Source organism: Rhizobium sp. 01L410 (genome assembly GCF_056400165.1).
The window spans coordinates 66,660-89,924 of the sequence record NZ_JBFTST010000017.1 but is presented as its reverse complement, the minus strand read 5'-3'; the positions used below and the strand labels follow the sequence as shown (position 1 = coordinate 89,924).

The 23,265-nt window shown below is 58.6% G+C and carries 22 protein-coding genes and 1 pseudogene; 8 read left to right on the top strand and 15 right to left on the bottom strand.

Features of this window, described 5'->3' with window-relative positions; translation table 11 throughout:
* Nucleotides 1–16: 16 nt before the first annotated feature.
* From AC1DV9_RS27345 to AC1DV9_RS27330, 4 genes are all read right to left on the bottom strand, one after another.
* The gene (locus tag AC1DV9_RS27345) at nucleotides 17–3,280 is read right to left on the bottom strand and encodes an error-prone DNA polymerase (RefSeq protein ID WP_477950894.1); all 3,264 of its coding nucleotides are present in this window, start codon (nucleotides 3,278–3,280) and stop codon (nucleotides 17–19) included.
* Nucleotides 3,277–4,788, bottom strand: coding sequence for a Y-family DNA polymerase (locus tag AC1DV9_RS27340; RefSeq protein ID WP_477950892.1), 1,512 nt, complete (start codon nucleotides 4,786–4,788; stop codon nucleotides 3,277–3,279). Before AC1DV9_RS27340 ends, AC1DV9_RS27345 begins: the two co-directional genes overlap by 4 nt.
* A complete protein-coding gene (locus AC1DV9_RS27335) occupies nucleotides 4,709–5,464 on the bottom strand; it encodes an ImuA family protein (RefSeq protein ID WP_477950890.1) in 756 nt (251 codons plus the stop codon). Before AC1DV9_RS27335 ends, AC1DV9_RS27340 begins: the two co-directional genes overlap by 80 nt.
* A gap of 144 nt (nucleotides 5,465–5,608) precedes the next feature.
* Nucleotides 5,609–5,794 carry a hypothetical protein gene (locus AC1DV9_RS27330; protein WP_477950888.1) on the bottom strand — a complete coding sequence of 62 codons (186 nt, stop codon included), beginning with the start codon at nucleotides 5,792–5,794 and terminating at the stop codon, nucleotides 5,609–5,611.
* A 169-nt stretch (nucleotides 5,795–5,963) separates the two neighbouring features.
* Here AC1DV9_RS27330 and dinB point away from each other — a divergent pair, with 169 nt between their 5' ends.
* Together dinB and AC1DV9_RS27320 are read left to right on the top strand one after the other, a co-directional pair.
* A complete protein-coding gene (dinB, locus tag AC1DV9_RS27325; RefSeq protein WP_477950886.1) occupies nucleotides 5,964–7,064 on the top strand; it encodes a DNA polymerase IV in 1,101 nt (366 codons plus the stop codon).
* A 157-nt stretch (nucleotides 7,065–7,221) separates the two neighbouring features.
* Nucleotides 7,222–7,995 (top strand): SOS response-associated peptidase family protein, encoded by a 774-nt coding sequence (locus AC1DV9_RS27320; protein ID WP_477950884.1) that lies wholly within the window; start codon nucleotides 7,222–7,224, stop codon nucleotides 7,993–7,995.
* A 93-nt stretch (nucleotides 7,996–8,088) separates the two neighbouring features.
* Here the strand turns inward: AC1DV9_RS27320 and AC1DV9_RS27315 are convergent, their stop codons facing one another.
* Entirely contained in the window at nucleotides 8,089–8,898 is an 810-nt protein-coding gene (locus tag AC1DV9_RS27315) for a metallophosphoesterase (RefSeq protein WP_477950882.1), read from the bottom strand.
* Between the two features lie 270 nt (nucleotides 8,899–9,168).
* Nucleotides 9,169–10,368: an FAD-dependent oxidoreductase gene (locus AC1DV9_RS27310; protein WP_477950880.1), complete on the bottom strand. Its 1,200-nt coding sequence runs from the start codon at nucleotides 10,366–10,368 to the stop codon at nucleotides 9,169–9,171.
* A gap of 17 nt (nucleotides 10,369–10,385) precedes the next feature.
* Here AC1DV9_RS27310 and AC1DV9_RS27305 point away from each other — a divergent pair, with 17 nt between their 5' ends.
* Both AC1DV9_RS27305 and AC1DV9_RS27300 read left to right on the top strand, forming a co-directional pair.
* Nucleotides 10,386–11,081 (top strand): TetR/AcrR family transcriptional regulator, encoded by a 696-nt coding sequence (locus AC1DV9_RS27305; protein WP_477950878.1) that lies wholly within the window; start codon nucleotides 10,386–10,388, stop codon nucleotides 11,079–11,081.
* A 103-nt stretch (nucleotides 11,082–11,184) separates the two neighbouring features.
* Nucleotides 11,185–11,643 (top strand): hypothetical protein, encoded by a 459-nt coding sequence (locus AC1DV9_RS27300; RefSeq protein ID WP_477950876.1) that lies wholly within the window; start codon nucleotides 11,185–11,187, stop codon nucleotides 11,641–11,643.
* Between the two features lie 24 nt (nucleotides 11,644–11,667).
* Here AC1DV9_RS27300 and AC1DV9_RS27295 read toward each other — a convergent pair whose 3' ends face one another.
* From AC1DV9_RS27295 to AC1DV9_RS27260, 8 genes are all read right to left on the bottom strand, one after another.
* Complete coding sequence (locus AC1DV9_RS27295) at nucleotides 11,668–11,982, bottom strand: chaperone modulator CbpM (RefSeq protein WP_112386557.1); 315 nt, start codon at nucleotides 11,980–11,982, stop codon at nucleotides 11,668–11,670.
* Between the two features lie 9 nt (nucleotides 11,983–11,991).
* Nucleotides 11,992–12,894, bottom strand: coding sequence for a DnaJ C-terminal domain-containing protein (locus tag AC1DV9_RS27290; protein WP_477950874.1), 903 nt, complete (start codon nucleotides 12,892–12,894; stop codon nucleotides 11,992–11,994).
* Between the two features lie 248 nt (nucleotides 12,895–13,142).
* Complete coding sequence (locus tag AC1DV9_RS27285) at nucleotides 13,143–13,499, bottom strand: VOC family protein (RefSeq protein ID WP_477950872.1); 357 nt, start codon at nucleotides 13,497–13,499, stop codon at nucleotides 13,143–13,145.
* A gap of 343 nt (nucleotides 13,500–13,842) precedes the next feature.
* Entirely contained in the window at nucleotides 13,843–14,163 is a 321-nt protein-coding gene (locus AC1DV9_RS27280) for a hypothetical protein (RefSeq protein WP_112598166.1), read from the bottom strand.
* Between the two features lie 35 nt (nucleotides 14,164–14,198).
* Nucleotides 14,199–14,825: a LysE family transporter gene (locus AC1DV9_RS27275; RefSeq protein ID WP_477943641.1), complete on the bottom strand. Its 627-nt coding sequence runs from the start codon at nucleotides 14,823–14,825 to the stop codon at nucleotides 14,199–14,201.
* Between the two features lie 81 nt (nucleotides 14,826–14,906).
* On the bottom strand, nucleotides 14,907–15,698 hold the full coding sequence (locus tag AC1DV9_RS27270; protein ID WP_477950869.1) for an anti-sigma factor family protein: 792 nt from the start codon (nucleotides 15,696–15,698) through the stop codon (nucleotides 14,907–14,909).
* The gene (locus AC1DV9_RS27265; protein ID WP_477943639.1) at nucleotides 15,695–16,237 is read right to left on the bottom strand and encodes a sigma-70 family RNA polymerase sigma factor; all 543 of its coding nucleotides are present in this window, start codon (nucleotides 16,235–16,237) and stop codon (nucleotides 15,695–15,697) included. The genes AC1DV9_RS27270 and AC1DV9_RS27265 overlap by 4 nt, the downstream gene beginning before the upstream one ends.
* 264 nt (nucleotides 16,238–16,501) lie before the next feature.
* A complete protein-coding gene (locus AC1DV9_RS27260) occupies nucleotides 16,502–17,692 on the bottom strand; it encodes an MFS transporter (RefSeq protein WP_477950867.1) in 1,191 nt (396 codons plus the stop codon).
* Nucleotides 17,693–18,482: 790 nt separating this feature from the next.
* Here AC1DV9_RS27260 and AC1DV9_RS27255 point away from each other — a divergent pair.
* The 3 genes from AC1DV9_RS27255 (at nucleotide 18,483) to AC1DV9_RS27245 (ending at nucleotide 21,738) form a co-directional block, all read left to right on the top strand.
* Nucleotides 18,483–20,003: a mechanosensitive ion channel domain-containing protein gene (locus AC1DV9_RS27255; RefSeq protein ID WP_477943638.1), complete on the top strand. Its 1,521-nt coding sequence runs from the start codon at nucleotides 18,483–18,485 to the stop codon at nucleotides 20,001–20,003.
* Nucleotides 20,004–20,158: 155 nt separating this feature from the next.
* On the top strand, nucleotides 20,159–21,205 hold the full coding sequence (locus AC1DV9_RS27250) for a catalase family peroxidase (RefSeq protein WP_477950865.1): 1,047 nt from the start codon (nucleotides 20,159–20,161) through the stop codon (nucleotides 21,203–21,205).
* The gene (locus AC1DV9_RS27245) at nucleotides 21,202–21,738 is read left to right on the top strand and encodes a cytochrome b (RefSeq protein ID WP_477950863.1); all 537 of its coding nucleotides are present in this window, start codon (nucleotides 21,202–21,204) and stop codon (nucleotides 21,736–21,738) included. The genes AC1DV9_RS27250 and AC1DV9_RS27245 overlap by 4 nt, the downstream gene beginning before the upstream one ends.
* A gap of 136 nt (nucleotides 21,739–21,874) precedes the next feature.
* On the opposite strand, the gene AC1DV9_RS27240 is transcribed toward AC1DV9_RS27245, so the two are convergent.
* Nucleotides 21,875–22,177 carry a BA14K family protein gene (locus AC1DV9_RS27240; protein WP_477943750.1) on the bottom strand — a complete coding sequence of 101 codons (303 nt, stop codon included), beginning with the start codon at nucleotides 22,175–22,177 and terminating at the stop codon, nucleotides 21,875–21,877.
* A 467-nt stretch (nucleotides 22,178–22,644) separates the two neighbouring features.
* On the opposite strand from AC1DV9_RS27240, the pseudogene AC1DV9_RS27235 reads away from it, so the two are divergent.
* A pseudogene (locus tag AC1DV9_RS27235) lies at nucleotides 22,645–22,909 on the top strand (PRC-barrel domain containing protein).
* Nucleotides 22,910–23,265: the final 356 nt, after the last annotated feature.

Here is a 23,265-nt window from a genome sequence, read left to right as displayed (position 1 = left end):
TGCGTGGCTGCCCTCGTCAATGGAAGTTCCGACTTTTCACTTTGAGCGTGTCGATATGCAAGTCTGGAATGTAGATATCCCTGACTTTGGGTATAGGCGCCCGATCGCGTGAATCCGGACTACCTGGCGATCCATGAGCGAACTCGTCGCCCCTGCCCGTCGGCAATTTGAAATCGACATGGCGATCGGCCAAACCCGTTAGATCGCTGGAAAGGTCAAACAGCTGCTGGGCGACTAGGTGAACCACGTCGCCTTCCCGCTGTATCCTGCCGTTGATCGCCATCATCGATGACCCCAATACCACCTGACGGCTCTTCTCAAATAGCGACGGCCAGACGACCACATTCGCTGGCCCGGTCTCGTCTTCGATCGTGATGAACATGACGCCCTTGGCGCTCCCAGGCTTCTGCCGGACGAGCACAAGCCCTGCCGTCATCAGCCAGCGACCGTCGCAGGCATTCATGGCATCCGAACAAGTCACGATGTTCCGTTTTTCGAGGTCGTGTCTCAGGAAGCTGATCGGGTGGCCACGGAGTGTCAGCCCGACATGGCCGTAGTCCTGGATGACGTTGTGGCCGTCGGTCATTTGCCGTAGGTGGACCTCCGGCTCCTGTTGCTCGGCGATGACTGCAGCTTCGCGCTCAGCGGCCGCCGCAAACAACGGCAAGGGTTCATCGCGTAGCGCCTTGATTGCCCACAGCGCGTCACGCCGCTCCAGTTCAAGGGAGGGCAGGAAGGCGTCGGCCTCGGCCAACTGGACGAGCGCCTCCGTTGGGACGTTGGATCGCCGCCAGGCGTCGTCGACGCTTTCAAACACGCGGTTCATGCGCGCCGCAATAATGCGCGCGGCGTCGGCGACAGCCAACCCTTTCACCATTCGCATCCCAAGCCGGACGGCATGCCGCCCGGTGTCGCCGATCTCCTCGAGAGTGCAGTCCCACCGGGATCGGTTGATGCAGACGGGCCGGACTTCCACGCAGTGGTTTCGGGCGTCTCCGACGATCTGGGCAGGCGCGTAGAAACCCATCGGCTGGGAGTTCAAAAGCGCAGCGCAGAAGACGTCCGGGAAGTGACACTTCACGTAGTTGGACGCGTAGGCAATAAGGGCGAAAGAGGCGGCGTGGCTTTCCGGGAAACCGTAACTTCCGAAGCCCTCCAGCTGACTGAATGTTTTCTCAGCGAATTCAGCGGAATATCCGTTTGTGATCATACCGGACACGAGCTTGTCCTTGAACCGGGAGACGCCACCTGTGAACTTGAACGTCGCCATCGACTTGCGGAGTTGATCCGCCTCACCCCCACTGAAGCCGGCGCAGACCATGGCGACTTTCATGGCGCTTTCCTGGAACAGCGGGACGCCAAGCGTTTTGCCGAGGACGGCCTCTAGTTCCGGCGTCGGATACTCGATCTTCTCTTTCCCCTCTCGCCTGCGAAGATAAGGATGCACCATATCCCCCTGAATGGGACCCGGGCGGACAATCGCCACCTGGATGACGAGGTCGTAGAATGTCTGCGGCTTCAGTCGTGGCAACATCGCCATTTGTGCGCGGCTTTCGACCTGGAAGGTTCCAAGTGTGTCGGCTTTGCGGATCATCGCGTAGGTCGCAGGGTCTTCCTGCGGTATCGAGACAAGATCGAGCGGCTCATGTTTGTGGTCGCGGATAAGATCGAACGCCTTCTGCATGCAGGTCAGCATGCCAAGTGCCAAGACGTCCACCTTCATGAACTTGAGAGCTTCGACGTCATCCTTGTCCCACTCGATGATCTGGCGATCGGCCATGCTCGCGGGTTCGATGGGGACGAGGTCATCGAGGCGGTCATGTGTCAGGACGAAACCGCCCGGGTGCTGGCCGAGGTGACGCGGCGCTCCCATCAGCTGCTGGGCCAGCTTCAACGTCAGTGCCAGACGACGGTCTGCGGGGTTCAAACCTTGTGTCTTCAGTCGGTCATCGCTGATCAGTTCCTCGGACCAGTGCCACATCCCCGACGACAAGGCTTTGATGATGTCCTCCGGTAGACCCAGAGCCTTGCCGACATCCCGGATCGCGCCCCGGGCGCGGTATCGGGTGACCGTCGAGCAGAGGGCGGCCTTCTCCTTGCCGTAGGTTTTGTAAATCCACTGGATGACCTGCTCGCGCCGTTCGTGCTCGAAGTCGACATCGATGTCAGGCGGCTCGTCGCGCTCCTTTGAAACGAAGCGCTCAAAGAGGAGATCATTGGTTTCCGGGTCGATGCTGGTGATCCCGAGGATATAGCAGATAGCCGAGTTTGCCGCCGATCCGCGCCCCTGACACAGGATACCTTGGCTTCTGGCGAACTTGACGATGCTGAACACGGTCAGGAAGTACGGCGCGTAGCGCATCTCCTTGATGAGATCGAGCTCGTGCCGGATAGAACGCAAAACCTTCCGTGGGAGGCCTTCGGGATATCGCTGCGGGATGTATTCCCGTACGTAATGCTCAAGGGATTGCTGGGCATCCATGCCGGGCACAATCGCCTCCTCAGGATACTGGTATGTCAGCTCCTCCAGCGAGAATTTGCAGCGCTCGACGATATCCATCGTGCGTGCAAGTGCATCTGGATAGCGCTGGAACAGCCGCTCCATTTCTTGCGGTGGCTTGAGGTAGCGGTCAGCATGCCGTTCGCGCTCGAAGCCGACCTCATCGATCGTGGTGTTGTTGCGAATGCAGGTGACGATATCCTGCAATTGTCGTCGTCCCGGTTCGTGGAAGAGGACGTCGTTGGTGACAACAGTGCGCACACGATGCCTGGCCGCCAGATTGGAAATCTCATGTAGCCGCAGCTGGTCGTTCGGCCGCCGGCGCAGCGCGAGCGAGACATAGGCACGATTACCGAAGATCTCGGCCATCTTCCGGAGTTGGACGGCACAGGTTTCATCCGGGAGATCGGGGACGAGTACCGCGATGAGACCCTCTGCGTTGGCCCCGACGTCATCGAGGTGGAGAATGCAGTTGTCCTTCCCTCCCCGGCTCTTTCCAAGCGTGATCAGCCTCGTCAGGCGGGAGTACGCAGCTCTGTCCATTGGGTAGACGAGCATCGACATGCCGTCATGAAGATCGAGGCGGCAACCGACGACAAGTCTGATGCCGGTGGCACGGGACGCTTCAAGCGCGCGGACGATGCCAGCAAGTGAGTTCCGGTCCACGACGCCCAAGGCTTCGATGCCCAATTGCTTGGCGGTGGCAAACAGCTCGTCTGCCGAGGATGCCCCCCGTAAGAAACTGAAGTGGGTCGTGACCTGAAGCTCGGCGTAGCTCATGCGAATATCCCGTGCACGAACCACTCGCGCGAGCCGGTGGCAGGGTCAACGCCGTCGCCGCGCCGGAAAATCCATAGGCGCTCGCCGCCCTCGCCTTCGATGACGAAGTAATCCCGAACGGCGTCGAATTCACCGTCGCGCCGCCACCACTCTCCAAATACCCGTTCAGGACCGTCAGCGCGGATGACCTTCATCTTTCGTCCGCGCCATGTGATGCTCGCAGGCGGATAGTCCGGCATGAGCGCAATCGCTTCGATCCGGTCGGGTTGTGCCAGCAGTCGGACCGGCCGAGGCCAGTGATGCACCCAGGTCTCGTCCGAGATTGCGGCTGCCGCCGCGATCCGCGCGACACTTCGCTCGGGAACGTCGGAGGCAACAGGAGCGACGCGATAGACCCGCTGGCCGCGATTGCCGAAGATGTCAATCAGCGGCGTGATATCGGGCGTCTCCTCCTCGACCAGTGCGGAGACCTTTTGAAACTCTTCGAAAGGTTCTGCCCTGACGGCCACCAGGGTCAGCTTCTCAATTCCGAAACCCGGCTCGATTGTCTCAGTGCGGTCGCGAAAGAGCTTCTTCAGCCAAACGACATCACGCGACGGCTTTGCCGTTCCGGAACGAACGGCTTGGCGAGTGCCGTCGACCTTTTCGATAATCAGATCGGCGCGGCGAACACCAAGGCCATGGCGCTGAAGTTCAGCCACCAGGCGGATGATCAAATAGCCGACGTATTTGTCGATCGTCTCGGCGGCCCCGATGGGCTCGGCAAACACACGGCTGACCTCGATCAGCTCAGCGGCTCGGATAGGCTCGATTGGCTCTGCGATGCGTCCGAACATCTGGTCGAGCCGGCGGCCGATCTCAGGACCGAAACGAAGGGCGAGCGGCGCACGAGGTGTTGCCGACAGCTCTCCGATCGTCTTGAAGCCAAGCGTGTGAAGGTCGCCGACGATCTTGGACGAGAGCCGCAGCATTGAGAGCGGCAGCTTCTCGACGGCACGTACGGTCTCGCCCACTGGTACGATCACGCTCTCCTGCCGAGTTGCCCGGGCGCAGGCGTGTGCCGCCCCCCACGTGTCGGCAATAGCAACGCGGGCCGACAGCTTTTTGGCGCGGAAACGGTTGGCGATCCCGGAGACCATCAACGGCTCCCCGCCCTGAAGATGATCGGCCCCCTCGGTGTCCATGATGATCCCGTCGGGGGCATCGACAGCGACGAGCGGCGAATACTGGCCCAAGGCCCAGAGGGTGATCCGTTCGAGTGCCGCTGCGTCGGCCACCGGATCGGCGTCGACCAGCATCAACCCATGAAAGATCGCCTGAGCCTTGGCAGCAGGCATACCTACACGGACGCCCGATTTCCTGGCTGCAGCATCGGCGCCCGATACCCACCTTTTCGACCCACTGCGGGCGATCACGGCGATGGCCTGCTCAACGGGAATAGAAGGATCGGCTCGCCTGATCCTGTCCGTCGCCAGCTCCGGAAGATAGATTGATACGACCCTTGGCATCACACGCTCCTACGAAATACTCAGCGCACTCGCCCGCTTTCACTCTTATAAGCTCTAACCGCCACTGTGCTCGACCGACGCCTTGCACAGGAAGCTCCTCGCTCGGAGTGACACTCACCCGCCACCGCGTGACCGAAGCCGTCGGCTGGCCGAAGTCCCTGGCTTCTGTCTGTCGTCGCCAGCGCCTGACGATCAGCCCCATGGTTCCAGACTTCTCCGCGGCAAGCTGAAGGCGACGCGACTTGGTCATCGGCAACCGCACCAGCTCGCCGACCACGGCACCCAGACCGCCATAGCCCAGGGCCTCCTCCATGTTGGCGATGACGTCGTCCTCGCTGGCGGACTCGACAAAAACGACCCGCTTCGGATGGAGGCCCGCCTGCGCCAGCGCAGGGAAAAACAGGTCCGGTCTTGCAAGGCACCAGACAATCTGGCCCTTGGTGCGGGCAGCAATGCCCGCCACGAAGAGTGCCGCCGCCGCGCCGTCGACAGTTCCCGCGCCGCCGCCGGCAAATTCATGCAGAGCGCCGTAGGCCAGCCCTCCGCCTGGCAGGCGATCATCGATGTCGGGTATGCCGAAGGGTAGGACCCGCTTTGGACGCGAAGATGGACCTTCGAGATGCTGAATGCGTTCCCGAAGCTCGGAGATCACGAGATTTGCGGCACCGTGCGCCAAAATTGACCTCTGTCAAAAGCGGGTTTCCATTCTGCACAAAAGCAAGTATGTTCCTTGTTTGTTCCTGATTGGCATTTGAGTCAATCGTCATGTTTGGGCAGATACTCGTGGTCCAACATTCGTCCACAGCGGCTTGACGCGCGATCAGGAAGCAAAATCAATGCGGTAGAAAGAGCTCGTCCACAGATCGGCAAAATGACAAAGATAAGAAAAAATTCCTTTAAAGATGGGATTATTCTCCGGCAGGTTCGATGCAAGGTTCTCATTGTCGCATGCCGGGCATGTGGTCGCAGCGACGAGATGAATCGCAAGGCAGTTGTGCAGCGGCATGGCGCGGCAATCCCGATACGTAACTTGCGTCGCCGGCTGGCATTGGGATGCGAGAGAATGAATGCCGCCGACGGGATAGACAGGTGCCAGCTCGATGTGGCGGCGAAGCCGGAAACCAGGGAGGCCTGATGCGAGCCGGTGGTGGATGGCGCATGATGTGGAATGAGTGATGAGTGCCGAACCGGACAGCCCCGCACCAGAGCGAGTGCGCAAGATCATTCACGTTGACATGGATGCCTTCTATGCATCTGTAGAACAGCGCGACAATCCCGAACTTCGCGGAAAGCCGATCGCCGTTGGTGGCGCTGAGGCCCGCGGCGTCGTCGCAGCCGCAAGCTATGAGGCACGCGCGTTCGGCGTGCGTTCGGCAATGCCATCCGTGACGGCCAAGCGAAAATGCCCGGATCTGGTTTTCGTCAAGCCGCGATTTGACGTCTACAAGTCGGTCTCCCTCGATATCAGGGCGATCTTTTCCGAGTACACGCCGCTGGTCGAGCCACTGTCCCTGGATGAGGCTTATCTCGACGTCACCGAAAATCTCAAGGGAATAGAAATCGCAACCGAGATCGCGCTCGAAATCCGTGAAAAGATCAAGGCGGTGACAGGGCTCAATGCGTCAGCCGGCATTTCCTACAACAAATTCCTGGCTAAGATGGCGAGCGACCTCAACAAGCCAAACGGACAGGCAGTTATCACGCCGAAGAATGGTCCGGGCTTTGTGGCAGCGCTGCCAGTGAACAAGTTCCACGGCGTCGGACCGGCGACAGCCGAGAAAATGCTGCGCCTCGGCATTGAGACCGGTGCAGATCTTAGAGGCAAGGATCTTGCGTTTCTCGTCAGTCATTTCGGAAAATCAGGACCCTACTACTACGGGATTGCCCGCGGCACCGACGACCGCCAGGTCAAGCCTGATCGGGTTCGCAAATCTGTGGGCGCCGAGGACACGTTCGCGTCCGACATTCATGCCTATGGCCCGGCGATGGATGGCATGATGCCGCTCATTGCCAAAGTCTGGCGCTATTGCGAAGCAAACAGCATTGCCGCAAAGACCGTAACGCTCAAGGTCAAATATTCCGACTTCACGCAGATCACGCGCTCCCGAACGCTGGCAAAAGGATTAAGTTCGGAAGGCGCGATCGAAGACGGCATCCGCCTTCTGCTCGAAGGCGTCTTTCCGGTGTCAAAAGGCATCCGGCTTCTCGGCGTGACGCTCTCGTCCCTGGAGCCTAGGACGGAGCCGTGCACCGAACAACTCTCGCTGACCTGGTAGATCCTTGCATAGTAAGCCACAAGTCTCATTCGGCGACAGGTGGTGCGGCCTTGCGGACTTGCTGCTTCGAAGGAGTTCCGTGCTTGACTGAGGTAACGATTTTATTGGCAGGTGCAGCCGCATCGGCTACCGTCGAGGAAATCGGAGGCGGGGATCGATGTGTACGCTCTATCGCATGGAAGACAAGGACTGGGTTACGAAATGGGCTCAGGACGCCGAGAGCCTGATTAACCCGATGCCCGCCTACCAGATCTATACCGACCAGCTTGCGCCAGTCATCAGGAACGTGGCTGACGGTCGCAGGCAGGTCGCAAATTGCCGTTGGGGCCTTCCAGCGCCTTTCTACGTGCAAAAAGCAGCGGCGGAGGCGCGTGCTGCAAAAGCCAGGGCAAAGGGTCTAACTGTCGACATGGAGGAGTTGATCCGCATGGAGCCAGACCGCGGGACACCAAACGTGCGCAAATTGAATCTGCCGCATTGGAAGCGATGGTTCGGTATCGAACACCGGTGCCTGGTGCCGGTAACGTCATTTGCCGAACCCGATCCAAAAAGCAAGACTGGCAAAGAGGCGACACCCAACGCATGGTTTTCTGCCGCTCCCGAAAAGCCGCTGATGTTTTTTGCTGGACTGTGGGTGGCGCAATGGAAAAGTGTCAGAAAGGTCAAAGACGGTCTGACGACTGATGATCTTTTTGGCTTCCTGACCACGGATCCCAATAACGCCGTCCGGCCCGTGCACGAGAAAGCGATGCCTGTGCTCCTGCGCACACGCGAGGAAACTGAACTGTGGATGACGGCACCCTGGGACCAAGCAAAGGTGCTCGCCCGCCCACTGCCGGACGATGCCATCATGATCACTTCGCGTGAGCCCTACCAATACAGCATCGTCTCGAAAACGGGTGAGCGACTTGCCGAGCCAGCTCTACCGTAAAAATCGTGGCCCAGTCGCACGCGAAATCCGGCATCGGGGAAATTCGGACCTGACACTTTGGCGGGCAAGCGTGCAGTGTATCGCTGGCCTCGCTTACGACATCCATTCCTCCACGCTGATCCCGCCATTAGCGGCAATGCCGGTGCAGAGGAAATGAGAAAGCCTGTCATGGCGAATGACGGCGGCGCTGAGCCTGCCCGTCCGGTAGGCGGCGGTGTCGAGCGCAATGCGATTTTGGTAGATTTCGGGCCACAGAGAGTTCGTGATGGTGTGGCCATGCACGACGATATGGTCGAACTGCTCGACGTGATCGAGAAATCCCGCACGGATCCATCGCAAGTCGTAATCGGTCTGTGCGGCGAGAGGGACGCCAGGGCGCACACCTGCATGCACAAAGCAGAATCTGCCGGCAACCTCATGGGTCACCGCGCCGTTCAGGAGGCCGACATGATGCGGAAAGCGTTGGCGTATCTCGGTTGCAATCCCGGTAAAATTAGGCACCGGCTGGCTTGAATAAGCGCTGACGGTCGCAACGCCGCCCCAATCCAACCAATTGGTTGCATCGTCCTCAGCGAGCTCGTCGCGCAGCAGCGAGCGCAGGTAATGATCATGGTTTCCCAATACGAGCCGCGAACCGGGATAGCGATCGAGAGCGGATGAAACGAGATCAAGGACCTCTGGGCTGCGCGGACCCCTGTCGATAAGATCGCCAAGAAACATGATGACGGGCTGCGACCTAGCGGCACGCTGAATGGCGGCGATATGGCCGAGGAGCGCCTCAAGAAGATCGGCGCGTCCGTGAATGTCGCCGATTGCGTAAATATCGGACAATGAAGACTGGCTCCTGATTGCGATTTTCTGGCGGTAGGTCGCGCTCGATTGGGATGGACAAGAATTTTTCACCGGAGCCGACCTGCTCCGGTTACCTTGCGGGCGGGCGTCAGCGCAAGCACTTCTTGGGGCGATGACCCTTGCAGCCGATGGATTCGTGTCTGCTGCATTTTACCGCGTTCGGTCGGCGATGATCCCGACGCCAATTGCAATCTCTGATCGGTCCGCTATCGAGATCATCGACTTTCCCGGTGTATAGAGGTTACGGTACCCCATCGTGGCACTCTTGCAAGGTCCCGGCGATCCTCTCCGCCGAGAGTTTTTCCGGAACCGCCCCATGGATCAGGCCTTGGTTGCCGCCTTAGGCTTGCCGAGCAGATCCTGCGCAAATGCCTCAACAAGGCCGTAGGGCGCGTCTTCGGCAAACATCAGCTGGACCAGTTCTGCCGCTTCGATCGCAGCCGAATGGCTGCGCGGGAAGAGTTGCTGTTCGTAGCAAGCAAGTGCCGTCTCGATATCGCCAGGGCTGGCTGCAATGCTTTTGCCAAGCTCGGCGCCATCGAGCATGGCGAGATTGGCCCCTTCACCGGACGGGATCATCAGATGGGCCGCATCACCAAGCAAGGTGACGCCTGAAACCCGTTCCCATCGGTGGTCTTGCGGAAGCGTATGAAGGACGCGCGCGACCAGGTTACACTCGCAATCGGTGATCAGGGCGGTCAGTTCTGGCGCCCAGCCTTTAAACTCCGCTGCGATCCTGGTCTTCGCGCTGGGGGGATCGGAGAAGTCAATGGCATCGATCCAATGCTTTGGCCGATTTAACGCGACATAGGCATGGAGCACGGCATTGGGTTCCCGGTGTGCCATGATCCCCTTGCCGGGCGCGAGACCAAACATCGAGCCGCCGCCAACGGCCGCTGCGGTTGCGGGGTGGCGAGTGTCTGCGTCGTGAAGCCAGGTTTCAACAAACGTCGTTCCCGAATAGACGGGCTTGGCGCTCGAGACGAGGGAGCGAACTTTCGACCACGCGCCGTCGGCGCCAACCAGCAGGTCGGCCGCGGCAGTCGAACCGTTCTCAAACGAAAGAAAATGCCTTCCTCTCCCGAGAGGTTCGGCGGTCCTCAGTTTATGTCCCCATAATACCGTGCCGGGCGGAAGAGAATCCAGAAGGATCCGCCGCAGTTCGCCACGCTGAACTTCAGGACGGCCGCCTGTGCCATCGTCAGGATTGTCCATCAGGACGTTGCCGTGCATGTCGAGCGCGCGCGACTGCTGCCCTCCAGGATGCACAAGGGCCAGAAACTGTTCATAGAGGTCGGCGTCGCGCAACGCCAGCTGGCCGTTGAAATCGTGGATGTCGAGCATCCCGCCCTGAGGCCGGGCATGGCGATCGGCATCCGCTTCATAGACGGTTGCGGCAATGCCGTGGATATGGAGGACGCGAGCAAGCGTGAGGCCGCCAAGCCCTGCGCCGATAATTGAAACGTTCACGAACAATCTCCTTGAATGGAATGTCATTCCATAGTTGGAATGCCATTCCATTCGTGTCAATATCAACTATGAAAAAAGACAGCAGACGACGGTCCGATTCGCTGACGAGGCAACGCATTATCGAGGCGGCGATAGAGCTGCTCGACATCGCCGGCACACGCGGCCTGACCTTCCCGGCGCTGGCCGCACACCTCAACACCGGGGCCGGAGCAATATATTATCATGTTGCCCACAAGGCCGATCTCCTGATCGCGGCCTGCGACGCAGCTGTCGAAGCCGTTTTGGCGCCGACCTGGGGAGCATCGCCGTTTTTGGAAATCCGTGAAGTTTCGCTCGCTCTCTTCGATGCGATCGATAAAAGGCCCTGGATTGCTACGGCTCTTGCCCAGGCACCGGGGTCGATGCCATCGATCCGGATCCTCGAACGGTTCGGGCAGCAGGTCCGAAAGATGGGGATTGATCCGGCGGTCGAGTGGTCGGTCGTGGCCACCCTGTTGAACTATGTTCTGGGTGTTGGGGGGCAGAATGCTGCCAATGCCGAGATGGCCCGCGACCTCGGCCTCGATCGAGAGTTATTCCTCCGGGCAATGGCAAAGGACTGGTCTAACCTTGCTGCCGCTGCGTTTCCGTTCACCCGCAGTATGGCCGCTCATCTGCCGGCACACGATGACAGGGCAGACTTCCTGGCCGGGCTCGATCTCATCCTGGTAGGTATCAGTGAACTTGCGGACGAGCAGGGACCAGACGGCAAATCACACCTTTGACAACGGCTCATCGGCGTTGGGACCTCCTCCAAATCTGTGCCTGCCCTAGTTATTGATTGCACGACCACTTTCGCGCCACCAAATGCCAGACCGGAGTTTGCAGATGGAATTGAACCGCGTTGAATGGAGCCATCCGAAGACAGCGACTGCCTACAGCCTGGAACACCACAATTTCGAGTTCTCGCTACGCCGGAACAAGGGCGGCAAGAATCTGGAGACGCTGCAGTTCGGCACAGACGACAATTTCGAAAGCGCTCCCTTCCCTATCAACGAGAAGTCGGTGTTGGATTACTTCCATGCCCATGAAGAACGGCTGAAGGCACTGTTCACCTTTTCCTTCAAAACCGACGAGGCGTTCCAAGATCAGGCAAATGACTGGGGAAGCGAATTTCCCGAAGCCGAGATTTTTGTCATCTGGGCCGATTCAAATATGGCCGCGTCTCGCTGGGTGGCGGTCGGTTTCGAAAAGGCCGACGACGCGGAGGTCTTCAAGCACAAATATGTCGACCACCCAGCCAACGCCGAGTTCGAATACAAGAGCACGATGAGCAAGAATGAATGACCTGGCAGGCGTTCTCTGCGGGCATCAGCCCCGATTGAGTGCGCGGCCGAGTGCATTCTGGACCGCGATGTCCTGCGTCGCAATGGCATCCATCAACAAACGCATCCGTTCGCGCAGACTGTGGAGCTGGTCGACAAGATCAATGACCACGTCGATGCCTGCATCATTGACCCCCATGCTTCCGATCAGGTCCAGAATCAAACGACCCCTTGCCACATCTGCATCCTCGTAGGAAAAAGCGTCGGGAGATCCAACCGGGATGATCCATCGCTCCTCGACCCACATCTGAAGGGTTGACGTTTCAATCCTCAGGGTACGGCAATATTCAAGCTCGTCCATCGCCTCCTCCTATGTACGCCGCGGATCATGTGACTTGCCCGCTTCCCAGTTGGTCATGAATTCGTTCAACTCTGCGTCCGGCGTGCCCTGCAACACGATCTTCAGGACGACGTATTGATCGCCATGGCCACCATGCTTGTTTGGAAAACCCTTGCCCTTGAGACGAAGCGTCTTGCCGGTGCTGGAATTTGGTGGAACCGAAAGGAACACCGCGCCCGACAGGGTCGGGACCTCCACCTTTGCGCCGAGAACCGCCTCGCGGATTGAAATAGGGACTTCGGTCCTGACGTCATCGCCCTCAAGGGAGAACTGCCTGTCAGGGAGAACGTGGATTTCGATGAGGGCGTCGCCGGCCGGTCCGTCATTATGGCCCGGTGCGCCTTTTCCACGAAGGCGCAGGATCTGGCCGTCCCGGACACCAGCCGGGATCTTGAGCTCCAGGGTCCCGCCTTCGGGAAGCGAAACCGTCCTCTTGCCACCGTTCGCCGCCTCGCGAAGACTGACCTCCAGTCGATACTGCAGGTCGCCACCTTGGTAAAACGCATTGCCCCTGCTCCTTGCTCCGGAAAAGAAGCTGGAAAAGATGTCGTCTCTGTCACCGAAATCGGCAAAACCGCCTGCATTATGATAACGGGCGCCGCTGCCTTGATCCGCAGCGTAGTCACGATAGTAGCTCCGCTGTTGCTGCTCAGCGCCCGTCTCATCGATCTCACCCCTGTCAAATTTAGCGCGCTTGTCTTCGTCACCCAAGATTGCGTAGGCGGCTGAAGCTGCCTTGAATTTCTCCTCCGATGCAGCGTCTCCAGGATTGAGGTCTGGATGCAGTTTCTTGGCAAGCTTGCGGTACGCGGTCTGAATTTCCTTCTGCGATGCGCCTTTTGCCACACCCAGTGTTTCGTAGGGGTTCGCCATGAGTATCCCGCCATGCACCTTTGTTACATAAGAGATAGTGCTGGCGACTTTGCCTGCAAGAACCTTGCGACGTAACACCAGGGGGCCTGCGGCTTATAGAACGACGGGTGCGCGACCATCGCAGTTGATCTCGCACATGAATCGCCAGGTTTTCCCCACCTCTTGCCCGGTTGGCGCTCGATTGCTGTTGGCTGTCCGGATTGCCTTGATCCGGTTGGCCGTGTGAAAGCCGTGCCGGCGACGCGAGCCTAACGAGTGAACGCTCTTGAGGGCGGTTCGGCAAGCGTGATGCGGTTGCCGTCTGGATCGGAAATCTGTGCAATTCGGCCATAGTCACCCTGGGATCCACCCAAAAGCGCCACGCCGATCTTCTTAAGGGCATTTCTGGCATCGGCCATATCAGGCACGACTATCGTCAATCGGCCCGAACCGGCGGTATCTGCGTCCTCGAATATCTGTATGTTCGCGCCGGCAACATCGCGCCATTGGATCAATCGCACCATCGGGCGATCGTCGGGCGCCTTGCCGAAAAGATAGCTGTAGAATTCTTCCGACTTCCTGATGTCGGTGGTCGCGAGTGCGGCGTAGACCCCTTGGATTTGCATCTGCCTAGCTCCGTTCCAATCTATTCACTCTTGGAATGATCGAATGACGCGATGCGTTCCATTTTTCTCATGTGATGGCAGCGCCGGACAGCCTCTTGCGCCAGGACGGGCATGGGAAGACACCGCCTTCAGTTGAAGGAGCCTATGAGACGAAGCCTGTTGCCGGAGCCGTTTTCTAGACGTTCGCGAGAAGAGATTCCGGCTCCCGGCTTCCAAATTTAGGCGCGACGCCGAGCACGGGGGGCTGAGCGTTCGACACTCGCCTTGATGATCGGCCCTGCCACCGACGCTGCTGCTCTGGCGCCATGCTCTCCAGTCTTCGCCGCGGCGCGCGCCTTCAGGTCTAGTGGAACTCGCCCGAGATAGGGGGTGCCTCGTCCAACACGGTCTGTGCTAATTTTTCGAACAGGGTGTTGAACTCCTCGATAACGATCTCGAACTCGCGGTCGGGCAGCCTCGCGATTTGGCTGATGGATTGGCTTGTGCTGATGATCACCCGATCGATGCCAATCGGATCGCTAATCAGACTGCTCGCCGCGGAGTGATCCTGAATGGTGTCAAGTGCCTCGACAATCTTTCGCAGAAGGGTGCGACGATCATGTTGGGATAAATCCACCAGGCGATTTCTCACGAGCCGGATTTCTTCGACGATCTCGAAACTCATAAATTTGCTCCAACAGCTGTCGGCCGATCTCCGGCTTAAAGGAGGCCTGTCGCGAGCTCTTGAGCCCCGCGAAAAAGCATGGACATCGCTAGAAAGGCCAGAAGGATGCCTGCTGCCCTGTTCGCGTGCCGAAGGATGCGCGCGCTGATGTTCTGGCGCATGGCGGATACTGCTAGGCTCAGTCCGGACCACCACATCAGGGAGCCAACGAAAACACCGAGAACAACGAGACTGCCCGGCGAAGCTGCCCCCGCCATGGCGGTGACCGCGGCTGCACATAAGGCGGGAGTGACCGGGTTAAGCAAACCAAAAGCGACTGCATCGAAATAGGCCCGCTTCAAGCCGGGCAGTCGCGATCGAACTCCCGTCGATACGAGGTGTCGCTTCCAGACACGAAAGGCAAAGAACGCCATAATCAGCCCAGAGAACACCGTCATCAGCGCCGTCCCATGGGCGCCGCCGTAGCTGATGAGGCCAAATGTCAAGGCAATGGCACTGTAGGCGACATGGACGGTTGCAACGCCGAGGCCAGTCACCATGCCAGTTCGCACGCCGTCGGCGAGCGTTCGTTCTATGAGATAAAAACTCGTCGGACCGAACGGTATCGCAATCGATAATCCCGCCGCCGCGCCCGCCATGACAGCTGCTGTAACTACAGTCATCGTTCCCTCGCCGGTTAGTACTGATGAAGTAACCGGAGAACACGGTCTTTTATTCTCGAAATGCGCGAATTTTTCGGAAATCTATTTTACAGCGGCAAGTTGCTGTTCGTAGAGCCCAGCAAACATTCTGAGTTCGGTTAGATTAAGGTCCGATGCGGCCCAGTATCGAAGCCCCTCTCCTGTAAAAGCTAGGATATTCGTTCCTTCGATCACTTGCGCCTCAGGCCGCGGTGACCGCCCGGTCTCCGTTGCTGTGACGCTGATGATGTGCCGATTACGCTTATAGACCATCACCGGGACAGCCTTGCCGGCAATGATATCGATCCGCCCGCCAATCAACGGGAATCCCTGTGCGGCGAAATCCGGCGTCATCGGCGCGATGGTGGTCTTTCCGTTAAACCACGGCTTAATCAGATGGCTGTCGGACGAGGCGATATCGAAGGGCTGCGGCGCGACTAGAGCGCGAAGATGTGCCGACAATATTTCTCCATCGGCAGCGAACGGTGTCTGTGACGGCGTCATATACGTCGCCCCGAAAAATCCGCCGGCTGTACCTCCCACGATGCCGGCAATCAGCGATGCGGCGATCGCGAGCCACGCAGCGCTCCGTGTTGTGCTGCGAGCGTTTGGCGAGCTTTCCCCAAGCTCCGGACCACCAATCGCCGCGAGCACGGATGCTCGCAGTGTGTCAGGCGCCGCATCTTCCAGGAAGCTGCCTTTTGCCTCCGTTGAGAGGCGTCGCAGAACTGCAAGGGACGAAGCGAGCTCGGGCTCTTGCCGAAGCCGCTTTTCCATGGCAAGCGCTTCAAAAGGCGAGAGTTCGCCGTCAAGATAGGCATTTAGAAGGATCCAGCTGTCGTTGCCGATGGTCAACGGCTGTCCTCCTCGATCTGGGAAAGCAGCGACTGGCGCGCTTTGGAAAGACGAGACATTACCGTACCGATCGGGAGACTGCTGACCTCGGCAATCTCGCGATAGCTCAGGCCATGATATTCTCTCAGCACGAAGGTCTCTTTAAGATGTACCGGCAGGGCGTTGATGGCATGTTGCAGCCGGACGGCCTGTATCTTGATGATCAGCGCCTCTTCCGGTGTAGACATAGCTCCGACAACGGACAAACTGTTGTCAATTGCCTGTCTCGCCTCTTCAGTAAGGTCCTCGATCGAGGTTAGCCGATCTGGCTTGTTCTTTTCAATCCACGAATAGGCAGAGTTGCGCACTATTGTCAGAAACCACGCACGCGTATTGCCATCGACATAGTTCTCTATCGAACGGTAAGCTCGCAGGCATGCCTCCTGCATCACGTCCTCAGCATCGGTCGCACTTCCCGTCAGCCAGCGTGCCAGACGAAAACCCTCGTCAATTCGTGGTAAGACGAGCTGCGCAAAGCGTGCCTTGGCGGAAGCAGTCAAAGGCAGGCACCAGGGCGTGATCGCATATCGGGTCTCGTGTCATCGATGCTCTTGCGAAGGATCTAACATATCCTTCGAAATTCCAACGACAAGGCCTTTGGCTCCGCCTTCTGCGAAGTTGACATTCCCTTTGATTACGACCTGCTAAGTGACGGCGTTAACGCACTGCAGCGCGGGGGGCAGGAATCCTGCAGGTCTGGTATCAACGATAGCCACCTCTACTTGAGCATTGTCTCCCGCTAAGGGCTATACCAACGATGGTCGCTAAGGCCGGACTCTAGACGTTTTGCCTTTGATCGTTGTAGCGAGCGCTCCAACCATGCTCAGACCAGCCATGCATGAGAGAGCGACCATAAAGCTGCTTTGTTGAGCGATCGCGCCGAAGAACAGCGCGCCAGCGCCCGTGCCGAAGTCGTAGGTTACGTTCCAGAGGACGGAAGCCGTTGGGGCGTTGGATCGGCCGCTGTCCTCGAAGGCCCGAACGAGAGTTGCGCTTTGAAGTCCGCCGTACGCGACACCGAGGACTGCCGCACCAAGGACAAGCAGTATCACATTCATGGCAGGCGATAAGGAAAGTGAACAACTTAATATCAAGGCTCCGAGCCCGGTTGCGGCTACAAGCGCAGGAATCAACCTGTTGGTGCCAAGCCTGTCGCTCATGGTGCCCGCGATCCACCTGGCGATCACGGCGACACCGGTGAGCGAAAGAAGCGCGGCTGTTGCGGCTTTTGGGCCCGGCGCAATTTGATTTGCGAATGTCAACAGGGCGCCGCCCGTGCTGGTCACGATGAGCAGGGCCAGGAGTGCCGGAAAGATCAATCCGAACACCTGCCGCGGGCTGCCAGGAAGCACGACCTCCTCCTGGTCGTTCTCTTCCTCCAGTCTTTTCAAGCGCGCCCCCAGGGGGGCGACCCACAACATAGCGACGATCGGTAGCGCGCCGGCGGCAATGACAAGTTCACTGCCAAAATATCCCGCAAAGACCGGTGCGGACGAACCAAACAGCAACTGTGGAAGTGATGATGCGAGACCATAAGCTGCGACCGATCGGCCACGTTCGGATGCGGGAACAAGGAGGTTGAGCGCAGTCGCGCCGCAGACCGTCAATATCCCGAACCCGAGGCCACGGAACGCGTTGCAGATCAGGACGAGCGCGAGGTCAGGTGCGATCGCTTGAAAAGGAGCGGGAACCGCAAGGCATGCGAGCCCAACAGCGATAATTCTCGTCCAACCGAAGCGCCTAAGCGCGCGGTTTACGCCGAGCTGCGCGAATATGGTGAACAGCATGAGCGTGGTCGTCACACTTCCGGCGCCAAATTCACTCGCGCCACCTGAAACCACCCAGAATGGCGAAACGGGAAGCAGAAGACTGAAGCCCGCGAGTGTGAAAGCCACGGTGGCAAGCAAGGGCAGCATGCCGGGGACAGCAAGGACAGATTTTCGGACTTCGGTCATTTCGCAGGCTTCATCAAAGGAGAGACATCGACGGCGCTATCCTGCAACGCCTGGCATCGAACCGAGTGTGGCAAGGATAGACGTCAGCGACTAGCAGATCGCCGAGATTCCGTATAGTTGGTGGCAACACGGGTGCCTGCCAGCCGGCGTAACAAATCTACGGACTTGGCAAGTGCCGGGAAACCCATATCTCCCTTCGGCGCTATGCCGATCATTAGCACGCAAGCCGTGCCGGCCGATCATCTGGCGGTCGAATGGAATTCTTCACCGTGTGAGGTAAAGCCGCGATAGCGCCGTGGTTCGTTCGCAGCAGGGTATAGTCGGTGTCTGGGTTCGATAGGGATCAGGGGCGGCGGCGCCTTGGATGGGGCGATTTGAGGTAGAGCTCAGCATTACCTTAAGCGCGTCCGGCTACACGCAGGACGAGATCGCCGCTGTAGTCATGACATTCGAATAGGATCACATCGTCTCCATAGCACCCGGCAACAGGCTTCGCTTGATCAGGACCTTGCCATGACGCGCCGTAAGGCACGGTACCTCATACCGCTGCAGGACACTGGCTGACCCGATTGACGAACACGACTTTGCGCTCGTCATAGATATCGCGACATCGGTCGCCGAGCCTTGCTCCGCAAGGCCGATCGGGTGGCGCGGTAAGAACTATCGCTGCGCGAAGGTGGGTCCTGACTCGTTCAGAATGGGCAGACTGGTGAAAAGATTCCTGTTGCCCGTCGATTGCTACCATGCGGCGCTGGGATAAGGTTGGCTCGGACATCATCCAGGAGACACCATGTCAGACCTATCCTACACGCTGATAGGCCGTGTTCTCGGAGACCCGATCTCTCAGTTCGTGACCCTTGTGGTCTTGATTCTGATAGCGAGAGTCTTTGCAAGAGGACGGCCCGCGCTGCGGTTTTCCGCTCACGTCGTGTTTTTCGTGATGCTGACGGTCTTGCTGATCGCCAACGGTGTCGCGCCATGGTCGACCGATATGACAGCCGAGGATCTGACACATCGTTTGTTTCTCGGCCTTGCGAAAACGACGTGGTGGATCGGCACTGCAATGGTCCTTGTCGCTTCGGTTCGGCTGTTTCTGATTTTCGAGCGAAATCCGAGAGAGGGCCGGCTGATACAGGATCTGCTTGTGGGCATCATCTACGTCGGCGCGGCTCTCTCGATTATTGCCTTCGTGTTCAGTCTGCCGGTCGGCACCCTGATCGCCACATCCGGCGTTTTCGCAATCGTCCTTGGTCTGGCACTGCAAAGTACCCTCAACGACGTTTTTTCCGGCATCGCACTGAATCTCGGCCGGCCCTATAATGTCGGCGATTGGATTGTGCTTGACGACAATGTTCAGGGCCGGGTGGTGGAGACGAACTGGCGCTCCACTCACCTGCTGAGCGGCACCAACGATCTGATCATCGTGCCGAACAGCGCGCTTGCGAAGGCTCGTCTGACGAACCTCACCGCTCCCGACGAGGTCCATGGCGCTACCGTGACGGTTCGAATGCTTCCAACCCGCAGCCCGGCAACGATTGAACAGGCAATGCAGGCGGTCTTGCTCAGCGCCAATTCCATTCTCAAATCTCCGCCTCCATCCGTTTCGATTGTCGGCATGGATGCATCAGGCGTTGATGTCGAGCTCTCCTTCCGCGTGTCGGGGATTTCGAAGATCGCAGCGGCACGAAATGAGATCTACGACCTTGCCTACAGGCATGCCAAAGCGGCTGGAATACAGCTCGGTCCACCGGCCAACGCATCGGCCGGCATAATTCAGGTTCAGGACGCGACATCCAAACACCCGGGAACTCCCTGGAGGCTCCTGAGCTCGATAGGGTTGTTCTCCACTCTGACAGAGGACGAAAGGGAGAACCTTGCGCAGGAGATGAAGCGGCTGACCTTCAAACAGGATGTCGTCATCGCTGCCCAGGACGCTGCTTTGACGTCCCTGATGATCGTGCGAAGCGGGGTGGTCGTCGTCGAGCGTGAGATTGAAGGGGTCATGAGCGAGATCACGAGATTGGCGCCTGGCGACCTGTTTGGCGAACGTGGGGTCCTCATGGGTGCGGTCGAACCGGCCAGAATGCGCGCGCTCACTTTTGTCGTCGTCTACGAAATCTCTAAAGAGGTCCTGGCTGGCGTCATGCGAGACCGTCCTGGACTTGCAGAAGAGCTCGGACTGCTATTGACGCGACGCGTCGAAAGCGAGATTCACCTTTCAAACGACTTGAGGCAATCAGCAGATCAGCACCCGACCTCGATTACAGCAAGAATCCGTCATCTTTTTCAGGTTCCGCATTCGGGGCATTGAGGCCGCCTCCACCGCGACCTCCGATTTGACCGCGATGGACAACAATGCCATTCTTCAAAACCTGAAAGCAGGTGAAGCATCCCCAGCACCACTTGTCGTCGCATCGCAATCGATTTCCAGCATCACAGAAAAACTGAAACGACGGAGAGTTTTTCATGCCGGGCTCGCAGCATTCCGCCCTCGGATCCCTCGCGCTGATCAGTGCCGTCGTGGGCTTCAGCGTCGGCGCCTTTGCATACACTGCCGGATGGCTCACACCCGGACGCCTAACACCCATGGAGCTTGTCGCCGCTCTGGCGCCTCCTGGCGGACCCGCGCTGGGGCATCGGAGAAATCATGCAAAGGGGGTGTGCTTCACGGGCAACTTCGAAGCCAATGGCAACGCTGTCGCGCTTTCGAAGGCACCGTTGTTCATCGCGGGACGATATCCGGTTCTCGGACGTTTCAACCTCGCAACGCCTGATCCCAACGCAGCAGATCCTACCGTGCGCGTGCGCGGCATCGGTGTGCAAATTTCAGCTCCGGACGGTAACGTCTGGCGCATGGCGCTGATTGACCCGCCCGTCTTCGCGGTTTCGACGCCGCAGGGATTTTATGACCTGCTCGAGGCTTCAAAGAGCAAGAACCCTGATGCCATGAAGGGCTTTGTGGCAGCACATCCAGAATTTGCCGCATTCGGCGAGTGGGCAAGCAAGGCCCCTTGGACAGCCAGCTATGCCGAGGTGACCTTCAATAGCCTGAATGCATTCATCTTTACGAATGGTGACGGGGCCAAGAACGCGGTGCGTTGGTCACTGCGGCCCGAAACTCAGCCTGTGACGATCGCAGTTGAGGATTTCGCAAAGTTGGGCCCCAATCATCTTGAAGAGGACATCATCGACCGTGTATCCAAGTCGCCGGAGCGCTGGACCCTTGTTCTGACAGTCGCCGACCCTTCAGATCCAACATCCGATCCGACAAAGGCCTGGCCGCCTGAACGAAGGACGGTGGAAGCTGGAACGCTTGTGGTGGAAAAAATCGAGCAAGAGGCGGACGGCCCGTGCCGGGATATCAATTTCGACCCGACAGTTCTGCCGGACGGCATCGAAGTTTCCGATGATCCATTTCCTGCAGCACGATCGGCTGCCTATGCCAGATCCTATGATCTTCGAACCAGTGAAGCGAGCCAGTATCCCCGAACAGCAGCGAGCGCGAAACCATGACCGGCATCACAACACGTTTCTCTGCCACCCAGCGTCTGTTGCACTGGCTGATGGCTGTCGGAATTCTGGCCATGCTATTCATCGGCGTCGGGATGGTCTCGACGATCGGTCAGCGGTACGTTGCGCTGCTGGTGACACACAAGACTCTGGGAATCCTCATCCTCGTTCTCGCCCTGGTTCGTCTTGTGGTCCGTTTCATATCGGGTGCCCCGGCTCTGCCACCAGATCTACCGCTGCCGATGAAACTCGCTGCCCATCTGGCGCATCTTGCATTATACCTGCTGATGATCGCCATGCCGCTCATTGGTTGGGCGATGATGTCGGCAGCGGCCTATCCGATTGTGCTCTATGGCGGTGTCCGTCTTCCCCCGATCCTGCCGCAGAGCGCGAGCCTGCACGCTATGCTCTGGAGCGCACATTTCTATCTGGCCTTCGCGTTTTTCGCACTCGTCGTGATGCATCTCGCGGCCGCACTGTTTCACGGTTTGGTTCGCCTCGACGGGGTTCTTCAGACAATGTTGCCAGGCAAATAGTGCCTTTGCTTGGACGGCGGTATCTCACGAGATGTGAATAAGAACGCGTACGTGCCTCGGAGAAAAGCCAATCGGACCATGCCGTTTCATTCGCGGTCAGCCGCTAACGTTTCGCAAGGTATCCGGTGTGCTCGGGCTATCTTGATGCCACCTCGCTAGACGCACGCGGACCCTCGCAAGCCCTTCGCGGGCCGTCATAGGGCTGGTAGGTGTTGTCCTCGACACGGTATGACTGGTAACGGGCAGAGCACCATGAGGCGGCCGCGGCCGTCACGGACGTAGGCTGGACACTTTCAGCAGCCGTAACGGTGGTCGAAGGACCGCTTTCATAAGGCGAGTAGCAGGTACGAGTCTGGCCGCTGAACGAGCGGTAAGTATTGGTCTTCGCATCGAAGGAGCGATAGCGGTCAATGCACCAGCTCAAATGCTCGCTCGACATTGCCGTGTTCAAGACTGGTGCGGCGACTGTGGCCGGGCCTTTGGCAAGACCCGTCTTCGCAGATGGTTGCGCGAGGGCGTATGTCGAAAACTGAGCCGGAACCCTTTCGAACGACTGAGCCGACCGATCAATCCTGACTGGCGCTGTAGTCCACAGGTCCGATGCGGTTTCGCTTGCGAATGTATGGCGTTCGGGCGCTGCCATAATGATGGACGCGATCGAAGCTGCCGCAATGCAGGAGCCGACTGCGCAGGTGATTCCAGAACCCAACAATGCGATGGTCTTCATGACGTCCCCGAGGCAAAATAAACTTGTCGGATCAGAGAACGCGAGACACTGAAAATCGTTCACTGTCAGGAGGGATAATCGTTGACGATCGAGACCGACAGTAAGTGCTGCAATGCGGTTGTCAGTTTCAGAACAGTTGGCGGACCTGCAGATTATTCCATCCTCCAACAACGGAGGAACTGTCCATAGACCACATTCGTCTGCCATCGTCTGAACTGACGACGGCGGCGCTCCAGGCGCCACGATCTATGGTGCTGACGGCTATAAGGTTGGCAAGATTGACCACATTCACGGCTGCAATGCTGGCGGCACAGCGGTTTTCTCGGTATCGGCGCCAAGCCCGTTGCCGTCCCGACTTCGGATCTCGAGTCCATGCGCGACGAAGACGGCGACGTCGCGAGTTGGACTAAAGATCACTCAAGACGATGCCCGAGCCATGACTGACACGATGGCGGCCCGGCGCCCGCCTTGCTTCCTCTCCGGCGCGTTGATGACGGCCAGGTTTAGAATGTCTGTGACACGGTTTGCGAAAGCCTTCTGAAAAACGCTAATGACGGAACCAGCGCCTATGAACTGATGGGGGGGCTCCTCCGTGTCCGTTGCCTCAACTCTCTGGTGGCGCAGACGAGCACTGTCTTGGCTTGCGCTTCGCCCCAGTCTTTCCTCACTTCTAGAAGGACACATTCATGGTTGCCAGTCGAGTCTCCAATGCAGAAGCGGACACCGCTGATGGCAAAGGGCGTCGAAAAATGGTTGCCGAATTGGCTTATGCGTGTGCTAAGGCCGACGACATTGACGTG